Here is a 23,492-nt window from a genome sequence, read left to right as displayed (position 1 = left end):
GGATTTAAAAAATTGATTTGGAATCCAAAAATAAGTGCAGGAGATGCTATTTACCACTCTTTTGGCGAACATTTAACGAACACTAAGCATGCACCTTTTCAAATGCCTTTAGAAAACTTTGTATTTTGTCTTTTAAACCCGGCGTAGCTTCGATTAGTGGAAGCCTCACTGTAGCTTTGCACAGCCCTAAATATTCAAAAATACTCTTGATGCCCGCAGGGTTCCCTTCTTCAAAAATCAACTGCATGATAGGCAGTAACGCATGATGTATTTGATATGCATCTTCAGCATTGTCATCACTTCCCAAAGCAATCATTCTGGAAAATGCATTTGGCAAACCTTGCCCCAAAACTGAAATTACTCCTGCCCCACCTGCTAAAACTGTTGGGAGCGCTGTAAAATCATCCCCAGAAATCACCAAGAAATCGTCAGGCTTTCCCTTAATAATTTCATCAATCTGGGTCATATCTCCACACGCTTCTTTTATGGCTAAAATATTGGGTAGGTCATGTGCCAACCGTAATGTCGTCTCTGGCAACATATTGCTTCCGGTTCTAGAAGGAACATTGTAGAGGATTATTGGTTTTGGGGATGCTTTGGCAATAGCTTTAAAATGTTGGTATATTCCTTCTTGTGTAGGTTTGCTATAGCATGGAGAAACCGAAAGTATGGCATCAAACTCAGAGAGGTCAAGTGTTTTTAAATCGGCAACAACTGCTGCAGTGTTATTTCCGCCAACTCCTAAAACCAAAGGTAATCTACCTGCATTGGTTTTTATAACGGTATCCATTACCTGTTGTTTCTCTTCTTTGGAAAGGGTTGCGGCTTCTCCTGTGGTGCCTAAAGCCACAAGATAGTCTATGCCTCCATCAATACAGTGTTCGATGATTCGTTCCAATGCCTTTACATCAATAGAAAAATCATCATTAAAAGGTGTTACCAATGCAACTCCAGTACCCTCAAATTGTTCCATTACAATTCCTTTAAAACTTTCAAATACTTTTTTAATTCACTTTTAAAAACTTTAAAGTCTTTAAAAGGAGTATTTAAAATTAAATCGTTGATTTTGTGATCCAGTGTACCAAAACCTACTTTCAGTCTTGCTGAAGTTTTAACGGACAACAACTTCATCATTAAATTATCTTCTTCATAATAATTGATGATCATATCGTACTCTCTGCCCAAAAACTCCAGGACATATCCGTTTTCAATAACACCCTTCCAGCCCAAATCCTTGTCGGAGAATATTTGAATGGCATAAGGCGAGTTTTTATCATACTCCCGCTTATATCCAATAATCTTAATGGCATTAGGTCTAAGTGAAAACTCGTCTATCAATTCATAAAATACTTCCGCATTATGAAAGTTGTCCACGTCAACAATACATCCAATTCTGGTAATGCCCTTTTCCCTATCCAAGGCCACAGGAGCCTTTTCCATTTCCTCCTGTAAAAATTTAAGACCCGATTTAACTTTAAATTTATCTTGGAGCCCTTTTAAAAACATATTTTTTATGCATTTTTACAAAGGTAATTATTCTACCAAGATTACTTAACAAAGATAGTTACGTGGATTATTTAAAATTAAAACAATTTGTTGTATTTGTAACTTTTTGTTTTTTGATGGCCTGCAAGCAGGAAACAAGTAGACTTTCGGAAATTAAAAGCGAACAAATAAAAATTGACTCCACTTACAAGGAAGCTGACTCTATCGCTTTTTTTGTAAAGCCTTTTAAGGATAGAATAAACCAAGTTCTGGACAGTACTTTGGCGCATGCTCCCAAACCCTTGATTCTGGATGACGGCGCACGTAATACGTCCATGGGGAATTTAATGGCCGATATTGTTTTTGAAGAAACCAAACCTCTTTTTAAATCTAGAACCGGGAAAAATCTTGATTTTGTGGTGCTCAACAGAGGAGGAATTCGTTCTGTTATTTCTGCAGGAAATGTCACAGCCAGAAATGCTTATGAGGTAATGCCTTTTGAGAATTATATTTCTGTAGTAGAATTAAAAGGTAGTGCTGTGAGAGAACTCATTACTTTTCTGGCATCTGCAACACGGGCACATCCTATAGCAGGAATGCAGATTGTTTTAAACAAAAAAGGCGCTTTGGAATCTGTAAATATAAATGGAAGCCCTTTCGATGAAAATCGCGTTTACCATGTGGCAACATCCGATTATTTAGTTCAAGGCGGTGAAGAGATGGGTTTTTTTAAGCATGTGAATACTGTTACCCATACGGACTACCTTTTACGAAACGCGATTATAGATTACTTTAAAAAAGTAGACACTTTAAAAGCAACCGTTGATGATCGTTTTATACAATTGAATAGATGAAAAGAAGGGAGTTTTTAACCAATACAGCAGCGACATCAGCCTTAATTGGACTTGGTGGGCTTGGACTAAATTCATGTTCCAGCATAGGTCGTAAACACATTACCATCTTGCATACCAATGATGTGCATAGCCATATAGATCCTTTTCCAAATTCCCACTCGCTATATGCCAACCTAGGCGGAATTGCAAGAAGAGCAACGCTGGTTGAAAGCATTAGAAACGAAAATCCGAATACGCTACTTTTTGATGCAGGCGATATATTTCAGGGCACTCCCTATTTTAATTTTTATGGAGGGGAGTTGGAGTTTAAATTAATGAGCAAACTCAATTATGATGCAGCAACCATTGGCAATCATGATTTTGATAATGGTGTGGATGGATTATTAGCTCAAGTACCCCATGCCAGTTTTGAGTTACTTTCTGCTAACTATGATTTTAGCAATACGGTAATGGATGGTTTTGTGAAACCATTCAAAATTTATCAAGTAGATGGAGTAAAAATAGGTGTTTACGGCCTTGGAATAGCTTTGGATGGTTTGGTCACAAAAAGACTTTACAAGGAAACTTTGTACTTAAACCCCTTTGAAATTGCCTCTGATATGGAACATAAACTCAAAGAAGAGGAGCAGTGTGATTTGGTCATTTGTCTTTCCCATCTGGGCTATGATTATGAGAATCCGGAACGCCCTTCAGATACGCAATTGGCGCAACGTACCCACTACACCAATTTGATTATCGGCGGACACACCCATACCTTTTTGGATAAGCCGGACATCCGTACAAACAAAAACGGAGATTCCGTATTAATCAACCAAGTGGGAGCCTTTGGTATTAATTTAGGTCGAATTGATTTTTATTTTGATCAGGATAAAAATGCTTCAGTAAATGGGGTGAGTATTTCCGTGTAAAATCGTTGAGTTCGTAACGGTATATCATATAAATCAGCTCATTTACACACGATTTAATACCTGTTTTACATCAATTCGCAGTATAACATAAGAATTTTCTTATATTGAAAAGCGCCCTTTTGCTTTTACTGCAACAATTAGTTAAACAGTCAAAAAAATATGGCACAATTAGATACTTCATTATTCAACTCTACTGGGTCAAGAAATTTCACTTATGCGGGTTTTCCCGATGCTAAAATCCTAGAAAGCGAGACCTCATCAAAGTGGGTGCAGCATTTGTTGTTCGGAGATTACATCACTGTCCTGGATACCGAAGTAATCAACGACCGGGTATTAGTGCTTTCCAGAAATAAAACTGGGTGGATTTCCATTGAAAATATCCAAAAACAGCGAATCCTGGAAGTCAATTTTGTGGATATTGGCCAAGGAGATGGTTGTCATATGGTTACCCCGGATGATAAACATTATTTTATTGATGCCGGCAAAGGAGACAATATGTACCGCTATCTCTACTGGCGATTTAATCTGGATAAAAACGATAGTTTGCCTATGAAGTTTAAGGCCATTGTAAGCCATCCAGACAATGATCACTTTTTGGGGTTTGCAGATATTTTTAAAGAACCAGCTATCCAGTTTGATAAAATCTATCATAGTGGTATTGTGCAGCGTCCTGTAGATCATACAAAAGGTTGGAATACGCTGTTGGGAAAAGTAGAAGAGCTTTCAGATGGGGAAAAGTATCTGGAATCCTTAGTGCTTACAGATGCTGCTATGAAATCAATATTGAGCGACCCTCAAAACAGTATTGGCAAAGGGTCTCAATACCCAGAAACTATGGCACTTGCCTTAGTACAACAGCCTCAACCAGATTTTGAAGCGCTAAACAACCATACTGGTTTTTTGTTGGGTAATGGTGGAAACAATGAACTTTCACTTGAGGTTATTGCTCCAATTATTACCCAAAAAGACGGAAAACAGGTTCTCCCATTTTTAAAGGACAACGGAAAAACAAAGAATGGGCATTCGGTTTTGTTAATGCTGAAATACAAACATTTAAAGGTAATGCTCGGTGGTGACATTAACGAAGAAGCAGGGGAGTATATCAACCATAAATTGGGTGTAAGCGCTAAGGATATTCTTCAGTCCGATATTGCCAAGGCGTGCCACCATGGCAGTCATTTGTTCAGTTATGAGTTTTTAGAAAATATAAATGCCTTGGGTACGGTAATCTCTAGTGGGGACAATGAAAACTACAGTCACCCAAGACCAGACACACTCGGCGCAATAGGAAAGACAGGGTATAGCAAAAAGCCTTTGATTTTTAGTACTGAGCTTGCTCGGTCCAACAAAGATTTCTCTTCAACAACTATTCCAGAGCTGGTAAAAAAGTACCAAAACTGGGAAGAAGCTAAGAATGAGCACGATGATTTCAAGGCCAACTTTGTGGATATCCCAGCCAATCTTGTAATATTAGAAGAGCTTAAGGATAAAATGGTAAAAAAATATAAAGAGATTAACTCCTACCTTACTCGTTATGGGATGATAAGCTTGCGCAGCGATGGAGAACAAATGATCGTTGCCCAAAAATTGGAAAAAGATGGTCGCGGCGGCAAATATGACATCTACAAGTTTGCTTTTGATGCACAAGAGCAACGGTTTGTCAGGAAGTAGAAGTTGCCTCTTCCAACCTCTATCTATATACTTGTATAAATCCGTTACACTCATTTGGGATATTTCGCAAGTATTTAGCACCAATGCTTCCATTAAAAGCCAGAATGGCAAAAAACCTTTTATGAGAGGAATCAATAGCATACAACTATTGAATGATAATAAAAGATGGTGGGTCATCAACATCTGTTGGACACAAGAAACTGAAGGCAACCCAATTCTAGAAGAATATTTAGAAAAAACTAGTGTGATAATCGACTATTTCTTCAAAGCTGAAATCACCAACTCTCTAAGCTCTTCTTCTAAACTATCCGATGGAAAAGATTCGTTAGCCAGTTTGTACCAATAAGAAGCGTTCCAATCATCTCCTTCCACGCGATGTAAATAGGCATGAATTCGGCTTCCCATTTTGGTGTGCAGTTCTTGAGCAATGTCATGCGAAGCATTCCAATCTCCTTTGGAAGCCCACCAAAGCGATTGCATGGCTTCGGGCCAATCTACTGAAGGTTCGGCTTCTATTAAAGTATTCACGAATTCCTCATATGTTTTTAGGACTGACATCTTAATAAACTATATCACATTTTGATTTATACTCGTGAAATCAATTTTTATCCACATTCTTACCTAAATTAGACCTTATCAAAAATTACTTTTCAAGATAAATTTATATAAAATCAACGATGCATTTAAATCATCTTTTCGTTTTTCTATTCTCCATAGTGTCATTTACTTCTGTGGTAGCCCAAAATACCTTCGACATCGTATTTCCACGTACAGAAGCAGAACGAAGCAACAATTGTCAACGTTGCTTGCAGCTATTCTCACAAAAACCCAAGGAAGTTGGTTTTTCAATCAAAATGGACAAATCCAATACCCTTTATTTTGAAATCAATGACCGGAAGTGGTTCAATATGCTTTTTAAAAATGCTGGTGACGGGATTGCTGTGGACATTATCACCAAAAATCGATACGATTGTTCAGAATTATTTCCAGAACCCCAACAAATAAAAGGGATGCTTTTAAAGCCAGTGTATGCCCCAGCCTTAAAAAAGACCTTGAAGCCGACAACAGAAAACAGGTATCGCGTTAGAGTAGGTAAATTACCCGCTTTATTTCTTAACAAAGAAGTAGAATTTAACATTCTGTTTTTAAGCAACAGAACATTATGCAGATACAACACCATCTTCAACCTAGAATCATACCAGTGGAGCTTATTGGATATGGGGATGTACCTAGATTCCCTCACCTATAAGACCAAACTAAGCTCTAAAGCAACAGGTGCAGAGTATTCATTAAAACAGAAGACTTTAACCTTTACCATTCCATTTGAAAAAAACAAATCGAGCTATTCACAAGAGGACATTAAACCCCTTTACGATTCATTAAGGTTGACAGATTTCAATATTAAAAAAATCGATATCAAAGCCTATGCTTCGGTAGAAGGGAATGCCGAGCGTAACCTAAAACTACAACAAGATCGCGCATCGAGCATTGTACAGGCCATGCAGGCATTTCAAGAACCTACTATTGAAACCAAAGTTTCAACCTCTGAAAACTGGGTTGAATTTTTAAATGATATTTCTGACACGCCATATGCATCATTCAAAAAATTGAGCAAGCAAGAAATAAAGAACAAACTTGTAGGGAGTACATCCGAAACGTTGGAAAAATATTTACGGAACCACCGTAAAGCAATTATCAGATTGGACCTTGAGCGTATTGATAAGTACAAAGACATGAAAACAGAGGTTATTATCGACCTTTTCAACCAAGCAATTGGAAATGATGATATTGATCAGGCAAAAATCTTACAGAATTCTATTTTTGAGCGATTGAAGGGCAAAGAGGCAGATCCAAATCTATTATCATCCATGGAAATACCCCGTCAATTGAAATACGTACCTTTTTTCAATAAAAATTCAGCATTTCGCTATTTGAAGGATGAACGAAACCTCCTTATTGCATACAAAGAATTACTAGAGCTGGAAAGACTAGCGCCTAAAGACAAAAAGATCAAGTACAATATTGCAGCATTAAAAATGCGGATATGGCGTCATAACGTAGAACCTGTTCAGCAGGATAATTTTAAAACAGAACTCTTGAATCTCAAAAAATATGGAATCCAGCAAGCGCTTATAGATAGAATGTTGGTCAACTATCACATTATTAAAAGTGAGCTCTATATGCGGCAACGAGATTATACCAACAAAGACAGATCTGTTGGCTTTATATTGAAAAATTACAAAAAAGTACCGCTACAGGACTATGATTACTTAAGCCTTGCGCAGTTTTTAACCTATTATTCCGATTTGGAAAGTGCGGAGCATCTATTACAACCTAAAATGAAGATGGTAGATGTGAATGAAAACCTTCTTTTCTACTACCTGAACCTTACTTTAGTAAACAAGGAAATCATTCAGAATCCTGAGTATCGTACCATTATGCTCAATGCCATTAACTTAAATAAGAATAGATTCTGCAGACTATTTGATGAATCACATAAAGGCGGTGTCACCTTTCAACTACTGGAAGATTACTACCTATACAATACCTACTGTGAAAATTGCGAAAACTAAAGCATCTCTATAAAATCTTGTTCCGAAATAATGGGAATTCCAAGACCTTCGGCTTTGGTTTTCTTGCTTGGGCCCATATTGGCCCCTGCCACCAAATAAGTTGTTTTGGAGGAAATGGATGAGGCCACTTTACCACCATTGTCTTCAATTAGTTTTTTCAGTTCTGTTCTTCCCAGGGATTCAAAAACGCCAGAAACCACAAAAGTTTTCCCTTTTAACTGATCAGATTGATTCTCCAATTGTTCTTCGGATAGCGAAAACTGCAATCCATAAGATTTTAATCGCTCTATTAGTTCCACATTGGAGGGTTCAGCAAAAAATTGCACAACACTTTCAGCAATACGGCCACCTATCTCATCGACGGCAACCAATTCTTCCTCTGTGGCTGCAACTAAGCCATCGATGTTTTTATAGGCTTTTGCCAGTTTTTTGGCCACAGTTTCTCCTACATAGCGTATTCCCAACCCAAATAAAACACGCTCAAAAGGTATTGCTGTTGAAGCTGCAACTCCATTTACCAAATTTTCAGCAGATTTTTCAGCCATCCGCTCCAACGGCATTACTTGCTCTTTGGTCAACGCGTATAGATCAGCATAATTCGCTATCAAGCCTTCTTTAAATAGCAATTCTACGGTTTCCCCACCCAAGCCTTCAATATCCATTGCTTTCCTTGATATGAAATGCTGAATGCGGCCAGTAATCTGAGTTGGGCATCCTGTATCATTCGGACAAAAGTGTTGTGCCTCCCCCTCTTTTCGCACTAGTTGCGTATTACATTCGGGGCAATGCTGAATGTAAGCAGTAGGAACAGAGTCTGCAGGGCGTTTGGTAAAATCCACTGCTATAATCTTCGGAATGATTTCCCCTCCTTTTTCCACAAAAACAGTATCACCAAACCTAATATCCAATTTCTCTATCTGATCTGCATTGTGCAATGATGCACGTTTCACTGTAGTCCCAGCCAACAGTACAGGCTCCAAATTTGCCACAGGGGTAATGGCCCCTGTACGCCCTACTTGATAGGTGATCTCATGTAGCACCGTTGACACTTGCTCGGCCTTAAACTTATAGGCCATTGCCCAACGTGGGGCTTTGGCCGTATACCCCAACTCTTCTTGATGACGTAAATTGTTTACTTTAATCACTACGCCATCTGTCTCATAAGGTAAATCGTGCCGGTGCACATCCCAATAATCCACAAATTGCATGACCTCATCTGTTGTCTTGCACAATTTTGCCACCGTTGGCACTTTGAATCCCCAAGCCCGTGCTTTGTCCAAAACCTCAAACTGCGAAGCAATATTTAGGTTTTTGCCTGTAATACTATACAGTAAGCATTCCAAAGGACGCTGAGCCACCAAGGCGCTATCTTGCAATTTTAAACTGCCTGAAGCCGTGTTTCTTGGATTCATATAGGCCTCTTCCCCATTTGACAAGCGTTCCTGATTCATTTTGGAAAAACCTTCCAGAGTTAAGATAATCTCCCCACGTATATCAAACTTAGGAGGATAATCACCTTTTAATTGTAGTGGAACGGATTTTATCGTTTTTATATTGGTGGTCACATCATCACCTTGAAAACCATCACCTCTTGTAACTGCCCTAACCAATTTTCCCTCTTCGTAGGTCAAGCTGATGGAGGCCCCGTCATATTTTAGCTCACAGGTGAATTCGACCTCAACATCACCCAAAATGCGTTGGATACGCTTTTCCCAATCCTCTAAATCTTCTTTGGAATAGGAATTATCCAAGGAATACATGCGATGCTCATGTTGAACAGTTTCAAAATTTTTGGTCACCTCTCCCCCAACCCTTAATGTGGGCGAAGTGGCATCATAAAATTCAGGATGCGTTTCTTCTAATTTCTGAAGCTCCTTAAGTTTTACATCAAACTCATAATCAGAGATGGTAGGCTTGTCCAACACATAGTAATTATAATTGTGCTTCCGTAGCTCTTCTCTAAGGGATTCTATATGCTGCTGGATATTCATGGTTTTATTGCTTTAAGCATTCTATCGTTTCCAAAAAGGTCTTTGCGAAGCTCAATTTCTGAAAAATTATGCGCTTCTAAAAGTGCTTTGGTTTCCTTTCCTAAATATTGATTGATTTCTAGGTATAAACACCCCTTTTCTGAAAAATGTTCTTTCGCAAAAGCAACAATGGCTCTGTAAAACAACAATGCATCCTCATCTGGGACGAAAAGTGCCAAACTGGGTTCGTATGCTTTTACGTTCTCCTTGATTTTTTCTTTTTCCAATTCCCTCACATATGGCGGATTAGACACGATGATATCAAACTTAAGTTCTAGATCAAGTTTTGGATTCAGAATGTCTTTTTGCACCAAAGTAACATCGACATTATTTAAAGTTGCATTCTGGTGTACCACTTCCAATGCTTTTGTTGAGACATCCAACGCATATACTTTTGCATTTGGAAGGTTTTTTGCCAAAGCAATCGCAATGCATCCACTACCAGTACCAATATCCAGAATGTTGAGCTCTCGATTCTGCTCAACTTGATAATCTGAAATAATCCATGCTACTAATTCTTCTGTTTCTGGTCTTGGAATCAACACATGCGCATTGACCTTCAACTCCAAATCCATAAAATATGCCATTCCAGTGATGTATTGTAGCGGTTTTTCCAGTTTCAATCCGGATAATGCTTCAAAAAGTGGTTGTTCCTCCTCCTTGGTAATAGTATGATTAGGGTGCATCACCAATACAAATCGTTCTAACTGCAAGTAATGTTCTATCAATCTATAAAAGAAAGCATCAACTTCTTCCTTTGGATATATAGCATCCAGTTCCTGATGAAAAATGGTCTTGATTTCTTTGAGCAGCATGCTACAATTTTTTGAGCATCCAAACCGGACAGGAATAGTGACCTGTGTCACCCATTGGAGCATCTATGTATTCAAAGCCGTTCTTTTTGTATAGTTTTTGAGCGGCTTTCATGTATGGCATAGTCTCTAAATAACATTGCTCAAAACCATATGACTTGGCTTTCTCCAAACACACCGTAATCATTTTGGAACCCAAGCCTCTGCCCCTGGTCTCTTCTAACAAATACATTTTTTGAAGCTCACAAACGTTGCCTTCATAATTATCCAATTGTGCAATTCCAGCACAACCGATGATTTGCCCATTATCCTCAACTACAAAATACGTTGCCTTAGCAGTATTATATGCCCCATACATGTCGTCCAATGCTTTGTCTGCATAAGCTGTCCCTATTTTTGGCACACCCATTTCCAACAGAACTTTACGGACAACCTGTGCTACCTGAGCATTATCATCTGGAGTAATTTCCCTAATTACAACCTCGCCCATATTGTGTTTTATTATTCTATTTTTGCGATGTGAATATACACGAAAAATACATGCTACGCTGCATCCAATTAGGTGAAAAAGGGCTCGGTACTACTGCACCAAATCCTATGGTTGGCTGTGTTATTGTTCACAATGATAAAATTATTGGCGAAGGCTTTACCAATCCATATGGCGGAGCTCATGCCGAGGTAAATGCCATTAATTCTGTAAAAGATAAAAAGCTGCTTTCCAACGCAGTTCTCTATGTAAGTTTAGAGCCTTGCTCCCATTTTGGTAAAACACCGCCATGCACCAATCTTATTATTGAACATAAAATTCCAGAAGTCTTTATAGGACTTCAAGACCCACATGATAAAGTAGCCGGGAGAGGAATTGAAAAATTAAAAGCATCTGGATGCAAAGTGACTGTTGGCGTTCTTGAAAAAGAATGCAGGGTTCATCATAAACGATTTTTAAGTTTTCAAGAGAAAAAGCGACCTTACATCATTTTAAAATGGGCAGAGACAGCGGATGGTTTTATGGCCCCTGCATCCAAAATGAGGGCGAAGAATCCTACTCCATTTTGGATTACCAATACATATTCCAAACAACTGGTTCATAAATGGCGAAGTGAGGAACAAGCTATTTTGGTTGGTACTAACACAGTTTTAGCAGATAATCCAAAGTTGAATGTTAGAAATTGGGAAGGAAAACACCCTATTCGTGTTATAATGGATAAGGATTTGAAGGTCCCTTCAAGTTTTCATGTTTTGAATGCTAAAATTAAAACTATTGTATTGACTCAAACTGATGATTCATCTAAATACTTGAATGGTATTGATTATGAATTGATTGATTTTTCCTCTGAAATTGTTCAACAGATTTGTTCAGTACTTTTTAAACATTCCATAACAAGTTTATTCGTTGAAGGTGGCTCTAAAACGCTTCAGGCCTTTATTGATTCCAATTTGTGGGACGAGGCACGAATCTTTAAGGGAACGACTACATTTACTAGTGGTATTCCATCACCAAAAATCTCGGGAAAGCTTATAGAAACCAAACCTATTATATCTGACACCCTATCACTACTTATAAATGATTAAAAACATTATTCTCGACTTCGGCGATATCTTTATTGATTTGGACAAACCAGCCACCGCAAAGGCCATGGAAAAATTTGGCTATAAAAGCTTAACACCTGACCTGGACGCGCTATTTAAGAATTATGAAAAAGGTTCAAAGAGTTCCCAAGAGTTTTTAGAGGAAGTATCCAGCGTATTTCCAAGCGCTACGGATAAAGATTTGATTGACGCATGGAATGCCATTTTATTGGAGTTTCCTGATAGGAGATTGGAATTTATTGAAGCATTGGCACAAGAAAATCAATACCGCTTGTTCTTGCTAAGCAATACCAATGATATCCATATTGAATTTGTAAAAGAGCAGATGGGAATGGAAAAATTCAATAGATTCAAAAATGCGTTTGAGGTTTTTTATCTATCCTATGAAATGGGAATGCGAAAACCAGATGCTGAAATTTTTGAATTTGTACTATCCGAAAATAAACTAGCAGCCAACGAAACCTTGTTTGTGGATGATACTAAAGAAAATACCGATACCGCTTCCCTCCTAGGCATTAAAACCTGGAATTTACAAGTAGGCAAAGAAGATATTACCCAATTAAAATCTTTTCTATAATGCTGAACCTCGCACTTAGCGTTCTTTGCTCCAGTTTAATTTTTGTCATTTTTAAAATGTTTGATGTTTTCAAAGTTCAAACGCTTTATGCAATTATCACCAACTATGTGGTCGCATGTATGGTTGGCATGCTACTCTACGATGGTAATATCGATTTTAAAGAAATTGCAAGCAAATCTTGGTTTTTAGGTGCCATGGCGCTTGGCGTCTTTTTTATCTTGGTCTTTAATCTCATGGCAAGGGCTTCACAAGTTGCTGGAGTCTCCGTAGCCTCTGTGGCAACAAAAATGTCGTTGGTGATGCCAGTGATTTTTGGGGTTATTTTTTACAGGGAAACCTTATCAATTTTTCAGATTATTGGGATTCTATTGGCATTGGTAGCAGTTTATCTTGCTTCAATGAAAGAAAAATCAATTGGACTTTCTAAAAAGACTTTGCTACTGCCTTTGCTTGTTTTTTTAGGTTCCGGTATTATCGATATCTGTATGAAGTATTTTCAGGAAAATCACCTAGACGCTAAAGAAGTTGCTATATTCTCATCTATGGTTTTTGGTTTTGCTGCGTTGACCGGGTTTGTTTTTATTGGTATAAAGGCAGTAAAGCAACCATTGAAAACAAATTTCAAAAATATTATGGGTGGAATTGTTCTTGGCGTTCCCAATTATTTTTCCATTTTCTTTTTAATACGGGCACTTCAAAATGAGGGATTTGATAGCGCAGCTATTTTTACATTGAATAATGTTGCCATTGTAATGCTCTCGACCCTTCTCGGAATTCTTATCTTCAAAGAAAAACTAAGTCTAAAAAATTGGGGAGGTATCGCCTTGGCCATTGTAAGTATTATGCTGGTAGCTTTATTTTAATGCAAGAAGAGGATAGTTATAAAACCGTAAGAGAGCCTTCCCCTGAAATTCTATTTAAGGATAGGAAAAGTAAGTTTTTTGGTTATGCATTTCCAATTTCTTCCGTAGAGGATGTAAAACCTATTATAGAATCCTTGAGAAAAAAGCACCATACTGCCAATCATGTATGCTATGCATGGCAATTGGGAGAAAAAATATATTCCTATAGAGCCAATGATGATGGCGAACCCAATAACTCGGCTGGAATGCCCATTTATGGTCAAATTCAATCTTTTAACATCACTAATGTTTTAGTAGCAGTAGTAAGGGTTTTTGGAGGAACAAAACTTGGTGTTGGCGGTCTTATTCAAGCCTACCGCGCTGCTGCCCAAATGGCTTTAGAGAACGCTGTTGTCATTGAAAAAACAATAACAACGCACTTTCAATTGCAGTTTGATTATCCTGAAATGGATAAAGTAATGCGTTTGATCAAGCAAAAAGGAATTACCATCGTTTTACAACAAATGGAACTGAAATGTTTGCTCTGCATTTCAGTTAGGAAGAGCGAGGCAATTCAAACCAAACAACTTTTTGAAAAGATGCAACACGTAGTAATTACATGTATGGATTAAAAATCCAATTTTTCCAGAATATAGTCGGGGCATTTCATGGGTCTGTTCGTTTTCTTATCCATAAAAGCTAAAACGGTATTAGCTTCAACCAGTAATTCCCTAGTTTCATTATAGATTTTGTAGTCAAATTCTATCTTAACCAAAGGGGGCTTTTTAATCTTGGTCTCTACCGTAAGTAGGTCATCGTACAGCGCAGATTTTTTATAATCAACTTGTAGGGAAATTACAGGTAGTATGATTCCATTTTCCTCCATGCCCCTATATGAGATACCGAGGGCTCTTAACCACTCCACCCTGCCCAACTCCAAGTATTGTGCATAGTTGCCATGGTACACTACACCCATTTGGTCCGTTTCTCCATAACGAACCCTAAAAGAAAATGAATTTAATCGCATATATTAACTGAAAAATTATATATTTAAAGGCTTGGTTATCGTTAGGGAAACATGCAAAAAAAAAACAGAATATTCAACCACCAAATCATTTTTTTTTTCAAAGATTTGTTCACATATTTGTCGCATCCAATAAGCATCTGATTCCCCTTAGATGTTTTTATTAAAATTTTAAAGCTAACCAACAAAACTAAGGATAAACTTTTATGAGTGTTACTGCAAATTCCGTATGGGGCAATTGTTTGGCTTTTATCCAGGATAACATCCAACCGCAGGCATTCAAAACTTGGTTTGAACCTATTAAGCCCATCAAGTTAACAGACAAAGCACTTAGCATTCAAGTTCCCAGTAAATTTTTTTATGAGTGGTTAGAGGAACACTACGTAAAACTTTTAAAAGTTGCCCTTACCAAGGAGCTAGGAAGCAATGCAAAACTTATTTACATTATAAAAATGGAAAATAAGTATGGGAACAAGGAACCTTTTACGGAACAGATTCCAAGTGCTAACCGCACTGCAGTGGGTCCTCAAGAATTGGATGTGCCCATTACTTCAAAAAGTCCTGAGTTAAAGAATCCTTTTGTGATTCCCGGAATTAGAAATATCAAGATTGAATCCCAACTTAATCCAAATTACAGTTTTGAGAACTTTTTGGAAGGGGATTCGAATAGACTTGCTAGATCGGCAGGTATGGCTGTTGCAAACAAGCCTGGAGGAACTTCGTTTAATCCTTTGTTAGTTTTTGGAGGCGTAGGCTTGGGCAAAACGCACTTGGCACATGCTATCGGTGTAGAAATAAAGGATAAGTATCCCGAAAAGACCGTATTATATATTTCTGCGGAAAAATTTACCCAACAGTATATTGAATCCGTAAAAAAGAACACCCGAAACGATTTCATCCACTTTTACCAACTTATAGATGTACTCATTATTGATGATGTGCAGTTCCTTTCTGGGAAATCTGGAACCCAAGATGTGTTCTTCCATATCTTTAATCACTTGCATCAAAATGGTAAACAGGTTATCCTTACTTCAGATAAGGCTCCGGTAGACATGCAAGATATAGAACAGCGTTTGTTGTCTAGATTTAAATGGGGACTTTCGGCAGAATTGCAGAGTCCGGATTTTGAAACTAGAATTTCAATCCTAAAAAATAAGCTATATCGTGATGGGGTTGAAATGCCAGACGAAATCATAGATCATGTAGCTAAAAACATAAAGACCAACATTAGAGAATTGGAAGGTGCCATTATCTCTCTAATTGCACAGTCTTCATTTAACAAACGAGAGGTTACTTTAGAATTGGCCCAACAGGTGGTAGAAAAGTTTGTAAAAAATACAAAACGAGAAGTTTCTATCGATTACATCCAGAAAGTAGTATCCGACTATTTTGAAATGGACGTAGCCACATTGCAGTCCAAAACCAGAAAAAGACATATTGTTCAAGCGAGACAGCTAGCCATGTTTTTTGCTAAAAAATTCACCAAAGCCTCGCTGGCCAGTATTGGCTCTCAAATTGGGAAGCGAGATCATGCCACCGTATTGCATGCTTGTAAAACTGTTGATAACCTCGCAGAGACAGACAAGCAGTTTAGAAAGTATATAGAAGATCTTAGCAAAAAATTCTCTTAATCCTTTTAACTTCATGAAAACCAAGGTTCTCATGGTCTGCCTAGGAAATATTTGCAGGTCTCCTTTGGCTGAAGGCATTTTAAAGTCCAAAGTTAATTCTGAGGATGTATTTGTGGATTCTGCGGGTACTGCAGGATATCATATTGGCAATCCACCTGATCCAAGATCAATTTCCGTAGCTGGCAAGTACGGTATCGATATCAGTACACAGAAATGCAGAAAGTTTTCCTTAAATGATTTTAAGGAGTTTGATTTTATCTACGTTATGGATCAAAATAACTTCATGGATATTTTAAGTTTAGCGGAAAGTGAAAATGAAAAGCAAAAAGTAAGTTTGTTGCTAAATGAAGTAAATTTAGGTGTGAAAGAAGTTCCAGACCCATACTATGGCGGTGATGATGGTTTTGAAAACGTTTTTGAAATGATTGATCTAGCCTGCGAAGCAATAGCAACAAAAATAAGTCATATCCATGGAAGAGGCTAAGCCAGGACTCGTTTTAGGTAAGCTCTATCTTATCCCGACAACTTTGGGAGACAATGCGCCTTTAGAGGTGCTTCCTATTTCTATTAAAAGAACTATAGAAAACACAGACCATTACATCGTTGAAAATGAAAAGACCGCTCGGCGGTTTATTAAAAAAATAAGTCCCAACAAGCCACAACCAAGCCTCTCCATTGAACCTTTGAACAAGTTTACGGACCCTGCAGTGATACCTTCCTATCTAGAACCCTGTATAAGTGGGTTCAATATTGGGCTGTTATCAGAAGCAGGGTGCCCTGGAATTGCGGACCCTGGAGCGGATGTGATTAGGATTGCCCATGAAAAAAGAATACAGGTAGTTCCTTTGGTAGGCCCCTCCTCTATTTTAATGGCAATGATGTCCAGCGGAATGAACGGCCAAAACTTTGCTTTTAACGGTTATTTACCCATTGACGCAGCTGAACGCAAAGCCATGTTGAAAAAACTCGAACGTATCTCGAAGGAAACAGGGCAATCCCAGATATTTATGGAAACTCCATATAGAAACGATAAGCTCTTAAAGGAATTGACCCGAACGCTTCATAAGAGCACCAGATTATGTATTGCTGCTGATATTACCTTACCAACAGAGTTTATCCAGACCAAAATTATTCATGAATGGGGAGAAATAGAAATTGATCTTAATAAAAGGCCAACAATATTTATCATTCAGGCATAAAAAAACCCAGAACTTAATTCTGGGTCTTAAACTACTTGCACAGTCGTTTATTAAACTTTAGCGTTCCGTTTTTGCGGTATTTCCGAAATATCATATCCTGCAAACTTTCTCATATAGTATGAAATACTACTTCCATATGCATCAGCCACATCGTTCTGTCCATAAGAACGCAAATATTTTTTTACATTTCCCGCTCCAGCCAAATGCGCTGCAGCCAAAATACCAGATTCGGTAATTTTTATCCCTCTAATCCGCTTTCCATTAAAGCGTTTAATATCTCTTCGTAATATCCATTTGTTCCTCGCTATATTGATTTCAAATGTCTTTTCTTGAAGTTTCGCATCATTCAAAAAGCTATCTGGGTCATACACTCCTATTAATTTGAGGGTATTTTTTCCAAACTGATATTTTCCCAAGTATCCTAACGTATTCACTACATCATATCTTCCCTGCGATTCTTTAAAAGCCAAGGCTTCCTTGAAACCATTATAAGCATTCCCCAAAAAAGGTGGTGTGACCAGACTGTTTTCTGAGTCGTAAACAGAATCTTGAAGCACAAGTGTTTCAATGCCCATCTTTACCTTTAACGAATCTGGCACCTTATGGTCCACTTTCTTCGTCATGGTATATGAACCAAAACTTGTCAAAATTACTATCATGGCAAGATGCAAAACAAAACCTATCCATCTTTTCATAACTCTCATATTTAAGATTTCAATGCGTTAAAGCAGAGAAATTAAATTTGGTCGGCAAATATAGGGGGAGACTTTATTTTAACACTTATAAAGCTCTTAAGTTTTTCTTAAAAAGGGCACAAATTACGTTAAAGCGCTGAAAATTAACGGTAAGCAGTATTATCTGAGCACTTTTTGCTCATTGAGCCAACGGATATATTGCACCTTATTTCGGTTGTGCTGCGCAAGTGTTTTGGCAAACTTATGGTATCCAAAGTTGGAAACATCTGCCACAAAGTAAAGATAATCGTGTTTTTCAGGATTTAAAACCGCTTCTATAGATGCAATATCTGGCATGGTAATAGGTCCTGGCGGAACACCGCTATATTTATAGGTATTGTATGGAGAGTCCATTTCCAAATCTCGATACAGCACTCGCTTAATAATAGTGTCATAATTCCCCGTTTCCTTTTTTATGGCATATATGACCGTAGGATCTGCTTGCAATAAAATTCCTTTTTGGACTCTGTTCAAATAGACTCCCGCTACTCTCGGTCTTTCTTCTGCTTTTACCGTCTCTTTTTGAACTATGGAAGCCAGGGAGATTACCTGAGATGGAGATAGGTTTACCTTTTTAGCCTTGTCCAACCTATTTTCATTCCAGAATTTTTGATATTCCTTGTGCATTCTATCCCTAAAATCTTCTGCCCTAATGTTCCAATAAAATTCGTAGGTGTTTGGCAAATACATTCCCAATCTGGTGTCATCGTTAAAATTGGCTTCTTTAAGAAATACCTTATCACTAAAAGCATTCAAAAGGGATATACTATCTGCTTCAATTTGTTGGGATATACGCCCTGCAAGGGACGCCAAGGATTCTTGATTGTTAAAGGATACTTTTACGGGAATGTTGTTGCTGCGGAGCGAATTGATGATTTCGTTATTGTTCATTCCCTTTGCAATAGCAAATTTTCCGCCTTTTATATTCGTATGGTATCCTTTGCGCTCTGCAACCGCTTCAAAAGTGGAAAGATCCTTCACCAAAGGTTGTAATACATTTTTTACATCGGAAAAAGTGGCATCCGAAGGGATATAAACAAAGGCCTGATCATTATTGAACTGCGTATTTGGACTAAAGATGGCATTGTAAATCTGATAGGCTATAAATCCGCAGACCAAAAGACCTAAAATTGCGGCTGCCCAAAGTACTTTTTTAAGATACATCGGAGTTTATTTTTTGAAACATTAATTCATTTTTAAAACCTTTGCTGGTTCTTATCCATTCTCGCTTACAACCAATTTTTTCAAATCCTTGTTTTTCAAAAAGATGAATACTCGCTTCATTATCTTCTAAAATATTGGCGTAAAGTTGATGTAAATCCAAGGTGGTGAAGGCATAATTACACATTAAAGAAAGTGCTTCCGCCCCATATCCTTTATTTCTATCCTTTGTTCTTGAGATAACAACACCAATTCCTGCCCTTCTATTTTTTGGGTCAAAATCGAACAAATCAATAAGTCCAATACATGTATCTTCTAAATCTGAGATACAAAGGCGGAGTTGTTTCACTTCGTAAATATCTCTATGCGCATTATCAAGATAGAGTCTGAGTACTTTTTTGGAATATGGTTTGAGTGTTCCACTTATTTCCCAAATGGAGGTATCATTTTCCAATTGGTAGAGAAAATCCAAATCTCTAGGCTCCAACGCTCTTAAGTAAAGCTGTTTTCCCTTCAAATTCAACATACTACATCTCCCTTAAATACTTGCTTGGCCGGGCCTTTTAAATATATATCTGTGTAAGAACCATTTTGTTGCTCAAAACTAATAGCCAGTTTGCCGCCGGGTGTATTAATATCAACTTGGTTGGATGCAGTTTTACCTTGCTTATGCATAGCAATAGCCACTGCCGTAACCCCGGTTCCACAAGACAAGGTTTCATCCTCAACACCACGTTCGTAGGTTCTCACATTAAACGATTGGTCTTCAGCCGGCTCTACAAAATTGATATTGCTTCCAGATTTTCCATAAATCCCATAGCGAAGTTTTGCTCCTTCTATCTTTACATTTAATCTTTCTAAATTTTCTACAAGTTGCACATGGTGTGGTGAACCCGTATCCAAAAAACTGTAGGCAGGTTTTTCTTTTATATCCGTTACATTGTTCATTTTTAGGTTGACTATGTCGCCTTCCAAAGTGGCAAAATGCAGCCCATCAATGGCGTTAAAGGTGGTCTCCGTACCAATAATACCCAAATAATGGGCAAAAGCTACCGCGCATCGCCCACCATTACCGCACATGCTTTTGCTGCCATCGGCATTATAATAGACCATCCTGAAATCTGATGCTATATCATTTTCCAATAAAATCAACCCATCACCTCCAATACCAAATCTTCTATCACACAACTTAGAAATCAATTTGAGGTCGTCTTTTGGAAAAAAATCCAATCGATTATCAACCACAACAAAATCGTTGCCTGTACCTTGATATTTGAAAAATTCTAGCACCATATTCGTCTGCAAAGAAACAAAGATAGGACATTCTTTAAGGATTTTTTTGTAGTTAAAACCGAGTTAAAGCGACATAGTAAAAAGTGAATTGCTTTAATTTTGTTAAAGCTAAATGTTAAATTATTATTGAATTATGAAAAGAATAGCCAGTTTGTTCCTCGTATCGCTATTTGCGGGAGCCATTACTTTAGGTGCTTATAAATTATTTTTTGAAAAAGACACATATAAATTAGTTACTACAAATGAAGCAACACCCTTCTTGAGCACCAGTAGCTTATCTACATCGGCAAAAGGGGCCGGAATCAACGAAGTTGATTTTACCATTGCTGCTGAAAAAACGGTAAATGCCGTTGTTCATGTTAAAAACTTGACTATTAATAAAGGTTCAAATAACCTAGCTGATTTCTTTTACGGATTTGAACGTCAACAAACTCCACAAATTGGAACAGGTTCTGGAGTTATTATATCTCCTGATGGCTTTATTGTCACCAATAATCATGTAATCGCCAAGGCAAGTCAACTCGAGATTACGTTAAACAATAAGAAGACCTATGAGGCAGAAGTCATTGGAGCTGACCCCAGTTCAGATATTGCCCTCTTGAAAATTGATGTTGACAGACCACTTCCTTACTTAGCGTTTGGGGATTCTGATAATGCAAAAATCGGAGAATGGGTTCTGGCTGTTGGCAACCCGTTTAGCTTGACTTCAACAGTAACTGCAGGAATTGTTAGTGCTAAAGCAAGATCCTTGGGACGAAATCAGTCCTTTATACAAACGGATGCTGCGGTGAATCCCGGTAATAGTGGTGGCGCTTTGGTCAACACTAACGGAGACCTTATTGGAATAAATACCGCAATTACTTCACAAACAGGATCATACGTCGGATATTCTTTTGCAGTTCCCAGTAATATAGCAAAGAAAGTGGTGGAAGACATCATGGAATTTGGCAACGTTCAGCGCGGATTGTTAGGTATTTCTGCAGCTAATATTAATTCTAAAGAAGCTATTGAACTTGGTCTGGATGAAATAGAAGGAGTATATATTTCCCAAGTTAGTGAAGATTCCGGTGCGGAAGAAGCTGGATTGCAAACAGGAGATGTTATAAAGCAAGTTGACAATATTTTGGTCCGAAAGTTTTCAGAATTAACAGGGTATCTTTCTTCTAAAAGACCTGGCGATACTGTGGAAGTTGTTGTGGACCGTGAGGGTAGACGAATTGCGAAAAACGTAACCCTTAAAAAGCAGCAAACGATTATTCTGCCCACCACCGGTTTCATGGTGAAAAACCTTTCTGATGAAGATAAAAAGACGTTTGGAGTCAAAAAGGGAGTTAAGATTATTGATGTACCAGAAGGGTATGGGAGGTATGATTTAAAAAACAAGGTAATCACTGAAGTTGATGACAAGGAAATCAAAAACATTGATGATGCTAAGGAGTTTTTCGGTGAAATTTCGAAATACGGAAGGACCAGCTTTACCATGATTAATGAAAAAGGTGAAAAAGAACGCCTGATTCTTCAATAAATAGTAACGTAAAAGAGTAAAAAATAGCACCCTGATCAGGGTGCTATTTTTATTTAGAAAATCCTTTACGAAAACGTTTGAAATATATAATTTTGCCGAAAATTAAAAACAACAACTCAACCATCATCTATGAGCGATATTAAGTCTTACGAAAAAGAACTTGCGTTCCAGGCAGATCGTAGAAAAGCAACTACAGAATTCATTAAAATAATAAGTGATCTGTGGTATGACAAAGCCATTGAGGTGGTGCTCTTTAAAAACCAAATCATTGATAAGAATGTAAGCGACATCATCAACCTACATGAATATGCTGGGGAATTTGTTCAAAAGCCTATTTCCATTTTTGATTCCGTTGAAATTCTCAGAGCAATCAATGATATCAGCTTGCCACCTGCCAAATTGGATATTGGAAAGTTAACGTATGAATATCATTCGGATGACAACAATCATCTTAACGTAAAGGCATTTGTTTTAGAAAAACTAAAAGACGCGCAGTCCACAAAAGAAATCAAACCAAAGGATGTAGTGCTTTATGGTTTTGGTAGAATTGGAAGGTTAGTTGCAAGGGAGCTCATGGCCAAAACCGGAAGAGGTAGCCAACTTAGATTAAGAGCTGTTGTTGTTAGAGGGGAGGCAAGTGAAGAGATATTGGAAAAAAGAGCTGCTTTGCTCAAGACAGATTCTGTGCACGGACAATTTATGGGCACAGTGGATGTTGATGCAAAGAACCAGGCACTCATCATCAACGGCACTACAGTCACTTTTATAAATGCCAGCAAGCCAGAAGATATCGATTATACCAAATACGGTATTTACAATGCGTTAATTATTGACAACACAGGAGCTTTTAGGGATAAAGCTGCCCTATCAAGACATTTGGAAGCAAAAGGAGCCAGTAAAGTGCTATTAACAGCACCTGGAAAAGAAGTCCCAAATATTGTTCATGGGGTAAATCATAGCGAATTTGACCCAGAGAAGACCAAAATTTATTCCGCTGCATCTTGCACCACCAATGCCATAACCCCAATTCTAAAAGTGATTGAGGATTCCTTGGGTATAAAAAAAGGACATTTAGAAACGATACATGCCTATACCAATGATCAAAATTTAGTGGACAATATGCACAGCAAATATAGAAGAGGTCGTGCTGCAGCATTGAATATGGTGATTACGGAAACTGGAGCCGGGGCAGCAGTTGCAAAAGCATTGCCATCACTAAAAGGGAAATTAACATCCAATGCCATTCGTGTACCCGTTCCAAATGGATCATTGGCCATATTAAACCTTGAAGTAAAAAATAAAACCTCCAAAGAAAGTATCAATACTATTTTAAAGAAGTATGCGCTTGAAGGTGATTTGGTTGAACAAATACAATACTCCCTCAGCAATGAACTGGTCTCATCGGATATTGTAGGGGCTTCTGCCCCATCCATTTATGATAGTAAGGCTACTTTGGTCTCCGCAGATGGAAAAAGCATTGTGCTCTATATTTGGTACGATAATGAGTATGGCTATTCCCATCAGGTAATAAGACTAGCTAAATATATTGCCAAAGTAAGACGCTATACTTATTATTAGTATAA

Annotated in this window: 24 protein-coding genes; 13 read left to right on the top strand and 11 right to left on the bottom strand. The window is 37.9% G+C overall.

The window, feature by feature from the left end; genetic code table 11:
- Positions 1-82: 82 nt before the first annotated feature.
- Positions 83-973, bottom strand: coding sequence for a 4-hydroxy-tetrahydrodipicolinate synthase (gene dapA / locus FVB32_RS12760; protein ID WP_147744179.1), 891 nt, complete (start codon positions 971-973; stop codon positions 83-85).
- On the bottom strand, positions 973-1,506 hold the full coding sequence (locus FVB32_RS12755) for a DUF6913 domain-containing protein (RefSeq protein ID WP_147744178.1): 534 nt from the start codon (positions 1,504-1,506) through the stop codon (positions 973-975). The genes dapA and FVB32_RS12755 overlap by 1 nt, the downstream gene beginning before the upstream one ends.
- A gap of 116 nt (positions 1,507-1,622) precedes the next feature.
- Here FVB32_RS12755 and FVB32_RS12750 point away from each other — a divergent pair, with 116 nt between their 5' ends.
- From FVB32_RS12750 to FVB32_RS12740, 3 genes are all read left to right on the top strand, one after another.
- Positions 1,623-2,339, top strand: a complete 717-nt coding sequence (locus FVB32_RS12750; protein WP_246139885.1) for a 5'-nucleotidase C-terminal domain-containing protein — start codon at positions 1,623-1,625, stop codon at positions 2,337-2,339.
- The gene (locus FVB32_RS12745; RefSeq protein ID WP_147744176.1) at positions 2,336-3,247 is read left to right on the top strand and encodes a metallophosphatase; all 912 of its coding nucleotides are present in this window, start codon (positions 2,336-2,338) and stop codon (positions 3,245-3,247) included. The genes FVB32_RS12750 and FVB32_RS12745 overlap by 4 nt, the downstream gene beginning before the upstream one ends.
- Positions 3,248-3,406: 159 nt before the next feature.
- On the top strand, positions 3,407-4,918 hold the full coding sequence (locus tag FVB32_RS12740) for a ComEC/Rec2 family competence protein (RefSeq protein WP_147744175.1): 1,512 nt from the start codon (positions 3,407-3,409) through the stop codon (positions 4,916-4,918).
- A 255-nt stretch (positions 4,919-5,173) separates the two neighbouring features.
- Here FVB32_RS12740 and FVB32_RS12735 read toward each other — a convergent pair whose 3' ends face one another.
- The gene (locus tag FVB32_RS12735) at positions 5,174-5,476 is read right to left on the bottom strand and encodes a hypothetical protein (protein ID WP_147744174.1); all 303 of its coding nucleotides are present in this window, start codon (positions 5,474-5,476) and stop codon (positions 5,174-5,176) included.
- Positions 5,477-5,595: 119 nt separating this feature from the next.
- Between FVB32_RS12735 and FVB32_RS12730 the strand changes: the two genes are divergently transcribed.
- Complete coding sequence (locus FVB32_RS12730) at positions 5,596-7,491, top strand: hypothetical protein (protein ID WP_147744173.1); 1,896 nt, start codon at positions 5,596-5,598, stop codon at positions 7,489-7,491.
- Here the strand turns inward: FVB32_RS12730 and ligA are convergent.
- Genes ligA through FVB32_RS12715 form a run of 3 tightly spaced genes read right to left on the bottom strand, consistent with a single transcriptional unit; the run spans position 7,488 to position 10,823 of the window.
- A complete protein-coding gene (gene ligA, locus FVB32_RS12725; protein ID WP_147744172.1) occupies positions 7,488-9,482 on the bottom strand; it encodes an NAD-dependent DNA ligase LigA in 1,995 nt (664 codons plus the stop codon). The two genes, FVB32_RS12730 and ligA, sit on opposite strands and share 4 nt — an antisense overlap.
- A complete protein-coding gene (gene prmC, locus FVB32_RS12720; protein ID WP_147744171.1) occupies positions 9,479-10,336 on the bottom strand; it encodes a peptide chain release factor N(5)-glutamine methyltransferase in 858 nt (285 codons plus the stop codon). The genes ligA and prmC overlap by 4 nt, the downstream gene beginning before the upstream one ends.
- Before the next feature lies 1 nt (position 10,337).
- Positions 10,338-10,823: a GNAT family N-acetyltransferase gene (locus FVB32_RS12715; protein ID WP_147744170.1), complete on the bottom strand. Its 486-nt coding sequence runs from the start codon at positions 10,821-10,823 to the stop codon at positions 10,338-10,340.
- A gap of 29 nt (positions 10,824-10,852) precedes the next feature.
- Between FVB32_RS12715 and ribD the strand changes: the two genes are divergently transcribed.
- From ribD to FVB32_RS12695, 4 genes are read left to right on the top strand one after another with little or no spacing between them, the layout of a single operon-like run.
- Entirely contained in the window at positions 10,853-11,905 is a 1,053-nt protein-coding gene (gene ribD, locus FVB32_RS12710) for a bifunctional diaminohydroxyphosphoribosylaminopyrimidine deaminase/5-amino-6-(5-phosphoribosylamino)uracil reductase RibD (RefSeq protein ID WP_147744169.1), read from the top strand.
- Positions 11,898-12,500, top strand: a complete 603-nt coding sequence (locus FVB32_RS12705; protein WP_147744168.1) for an HAD family hydrolase — start codon at positions 11,898-11,900, stop codon at positions 12,498-12,500. The genes ribD and FVB32_RS12705 overlap by 8 nt, the downstream gene beginning before the upstream one ends.
- The gene (locus FVB32_RS12700) at positions 12,500-13,363 is read left to right on the top strand and encodes an EamA family transporter (RefSeq protein ID WP_147744167.1); all 864 of its coding nucleotides are present in this window, start codon (positions 12,500-12,502) and stop codon (positions 13,361-13,363) included. The genes FVB32_RS12705 and FVB32_RS12700 overlap by 1 nt, the downstream gene beginning before the upstream one ends.
- Positions 13,363-13,974 carry an IMPACT family protein gene (locus FVB32_RS12695; protein WP_147744166.1) on the top strand — a complete coding sequence of 204 codons (612 nt, stop codon included), beginning with the start codon at positions 13,363-13,365 and terminating at the stop codon, positions 13,972-13,974. Before FVB32_RS12700 ends, FVB32_RS12695 begins: the two co-directional genes overlap by 1 nt.
- Here the strand turns inward: FVB32_RS12695 and FVB32_RS12690 are convergent.
- A complete protein-coding gene (locus tag FVB32_RS12690; RefSeq protein WP_147744165.1) occupies positions 13,971-14,369 on the bottom strand; it encodes an acyl-CoA thioesterase in 399 nt (132 codons plus the stop codon). The two genes, FVB32_RS12695 and FVB32_RS12690, sit on opposite strands and share 4 nt — an antisense overlap.
- 203 nt (positions 14,370-14,572) lie before the next feature.
- Between FVB32_RS12690 and dnaA the strand changes: the two genes are divergently transcribed.
- The 3 genes from dnaA to FVB32_RS12675 are packed head-to-tail and all read left to right on the top strand — an operon-like array spanning position 14,573 to position 17,196.
- A complete protein-coding gene (gene dnaA, locus FVB32_RS12685) occupies positions 14,573-15,997 on the top strand; it encodes a chromosomal replication initiator protein DnaA (protein ID WP_147744164.1) in 1,425 nt (474 codons plus the stop codon).
- A 13-nt stretch (positions 15,998-16,010) separates the two neighbouring features.
- Positions 16,011-16,481, top strand: coding sequence for a low molecular weight protein-tyrosine-phosphatase (locus FVB32_RS12680; protein ID WP_147744163.1), 471 nt, complete (start codon positions 16,011-16,013; stop codon positions 16,479-16,481).
- Entirely contained in the window at positions 16,468-17,196 is a 729-nt protein-coding gene (locus tag FVB32_RS12675; RefSeq protein WP_147744162.1) for an SAM-dependent methyltransferase, read from the top strand. Before FVB32_RS12680 ends, FVB32_RS12675 begins: the two co-directional genes overlap by 14 nt.
- Positions 17,197-17,246: 50 nt before the next feature.
- Here the strand turns inward: FVB32_RS12675 and FVB32_RS12670 are convergent, their stop codons facing one another.
- The 4 genes from FVB32_RS12670 to dapF form a co-directional block, all read right to left on the bottom strand.
- Positions 17,247-17,891, bottom strand: a complete 645-nt coding sequence (locus FVB32_RS12670; RefSeq protein WP_147744161.1) for a hypothetical protein — start codon at positions 17,889-17,891, stop codon at positions 17,247-17,249.
- 159 nt (positions 17,892-18,050) lie between these two features.
- A complete protein-coding gene (gene mltG / locus FVB32_RS12665; protein WP_147744160.1) occupies positions 18,051-19,094 on the bottom strand; it encodes an endolytic transglycosylase MltG in 1,044 nt (347 codons plus the stop codon).
- Positions 19,084-19,617: a GNAT family N-acetyltransferase gene (locus FVB32_RS12660; protein WP_147744159.1), complete on the bottom strand. Its 534-nt coding sequence runs from the start codon at positions 19,615-19,617 to the stop codon at positions 19,084-19,086. The genes mltG and FVB32_RS12660 overlap by 11 nt, the downstream gene beginning before the upstream one ends.
- Positions 19,611-20,384, bottom strand: coding sequence for a diaminopimelate epimerase (gene dapF, locus FVB32_RS12655; RefSeq protein WP_147745062.1), 774 nt, complete (start codon positions 20,382-20,384; stop codon positions 19,611-19,613). The genes FVB32_RS12660 and dapF overlap by 7 nt, the downstream gene beginning before the upstream one ends.
- A 133-nt stretch (positions 20,385-20,517) precedes the next feature.
- On the opposite strand from dapF, the gene FVB32_RS12650 reads away from it, so the two are divergent.
- Both FVB32_RS12650 and FVB32_RS12645 read left to right on the top strand, forming a co-directional pair.
- Positions 20,518-21,909, top strand: a complete 1,392-nt coding sequence (locus tag FVB32_RS12650) for a S1C family serine protease (protein WP_147744158.1) — start codon at positions 20,518-20,520, stop codon at positions 21,907-21,909.
- Positions 21,910-22,038: 129 nt separating this feature from the next.
- The gene (locus FVB32_RS12645) at positions 22,039-23,487 is read left to right on the top strand and encodes a glyceraldehyde-3-phosphate dehydrogenase (protein WP_147744157.1); all 1,449 of its coding nucleotides are present in this window, start codon (positions 22,039-22,041) and stop codon (positions 23,485-23,487) included.
- Positions 23,488-23,492: the final 5 nt, after the last annotated feature.

Origin of the sequence: Flagellimonas hymeniacidonis, from assembly GCF_008040165.1 — a bacterium.
Lineage (GTDB): Bacteria > Bacteroidota > Bacteroidia > Flavobacteriales > Flavobacteriaceae > Flagellimonas > Flagellimonas hymeniacidonis.
Note: the sequence above shows the minus strand (reverse complement) of the source record. Positions and strands in the feature narration are given on the sequence as shown.

Excerpts from the sequence above, each read along its gene's own strand:
- prmC (WP_147744171.1), bottom strand. The coding sequence starts at position 10,336 with ATGCTGCTCAAAGAAATCAAGACCATTTTTCATCAGGAACTGGATGCT.
- FVB32_RS12690 (WP_147744165.1), bottom strand. The coding sequence starts at position 14,369 with ATGCGATTAAATTCATTTTCTTTTAGGGTTCGTTATGGAGAAACGGAC.
- dapF (WP_147745062.1), bottom strand. The coding sequence starts at position 20,384 with ATGGTGCTAGAATTTTTCAAATATCAAGGTACAGGCAACGATTTTGTT.
- FVB32_RS12695 (WP_147744166.1), top strand. The coding sequence starts at position 13,363 with ATGCAAGAAGAGGATAGTTATAAAACCGTAAGAGAGCCTTCCCCTGAA.
- FVB32_RS12705 (WP_147744168.1), top strand. The coding sequence starts at position 11,898 with ATGATTAAAAACATTATTCTCGACTTCGGCGATATCTTTATTGATTTG.
- ligA (WP_147744172.1), bottom strand. The coding sequence starts at position 9,482 with ATGAATATCCAGCAGCATATAGAATCCCTTAGAGAAGAGCTACGGAAG.
- FVB32_RS12745 (WP_147744176.1), top strand. The coding sequence starts at position 2,336 with ATGAAAAGAAGGGAGTTTTTAACCAATACAGCAGCGACATCAGCCTTA.
- FVB32_RS12680 (WP_147744163.1), top strand. The coding sequence starts at position 16,011 with ATGAAAACCAAGGTTCTCATGGTCTGCCTAGGAAATATTTGCAGGTCT.
- FVB32_RS12660 (WP_147744159.1), bottom strand. The coding sequence starts at position 19,617 with ATGTTGAATTTGAAGGGAAAACAGCTTTACTTAAGAGCGTTGGAGCCT.
- FVB32_RS12700 (WP_147744167.1), top strand. The coding sequence starts at position 12,500 with ATGCTGAACCTCGCACTTAGCGTTCTTTGCTCCAGTTTAATTTTTGTC.
- FVB32_RS12715 (WP_147744170.1), bottom strand. The coding sequence starts at position 10,823 with ATGGGCGAGGTTGTAATTAGGGAAATTACTCCAGATGATAATGCTCAG.
- FVB32_RS12755 (WP_147744178.1), bottom strand. The coding sequence starts at position 1,506 with ATGTTTTTAAAAGGGCTCCAAGATAAATTTAAAGTTAAATCGGGTCTT.
- FVB32_RS12750 (WP_246139885.1), top strand. The coding sequence starts at position 1,623 with ATGGCCTGCAAGCAGGAAACAAGTAGACTTTCGGAAATTAAAAGCGAA.
- FVB32_RS12645 (WP_147744157.1), top strand. The coding sequence starts at position 22,039 with ATGAGCGATATTAAGTCTTACGAAAAAGAACTTGCGTTCCAGGCAGAT.
- FVB32_RS12650 (WP_147744158.1), top strand. The coding sequence starts at position 20,518 with ATGAAAAGAATAGCCAGTTTGTTCCTCGTATCGCTATTTGCGGGAGCC.
- FVB32_RS12730 (WP_147744173.1), top strand. The coding sequence starts at position 5,596 with ATGCATTTAAATCATCTTTTCGTTTTTCTATTCTCCATAGTGTCATTT.
- dnaA (WP_147744164.1), top strand. The coding sequence starts at position 14,573 with ATGAGTGTTACTGCAAATTCCGTATGGGGCAATTGTTTGGCTTTTATC.
- dapA (WP_147744179.1), bottom strand. The coding sequence starts at position 973 with ATGGAACAATTTGAGGGTACTGGAGTTGCATTGGTAACACCTTTTAAT.
- mltG (WP_147744160.1), bottom strand. The coding sequence starts at position 19,094 with ATGTATCTTAAAAAAGTACTTTGGGCAGCCGCAATTTTAGGTCTTTTG.
- FVB32_RS12675 (WP_147744162.1), top strand. The coding sequence starts at position 16,468 with ATGGAAGAGGCTAAGCCAGGACTCGTTTTAGGTAAGCTCTATCTTATC.
- FVB32_RS12735 (WP_147744174.1), bottom strand. The coding sequence starts at position 5,476 with ATGTCAGTCCTAAAAACATATGAGGAATTCGTGAATACTTTAATAGAA.
- FVB32_RS12740 (WP_147744175.1), top strand. The coding sequence starts at position 3,407 with ATGGCACAATTAGATACTTCATTATTCAACTCTACTGGGTCAAGAAAT.
- FVB32_RS12670 (WP_147744161.1), bottom strand. The coding sequence starts at position 17,891 with ATGAAAAGATGGATAGGTTTTGTTTTGCATCTTGCCATGATAGTAATT.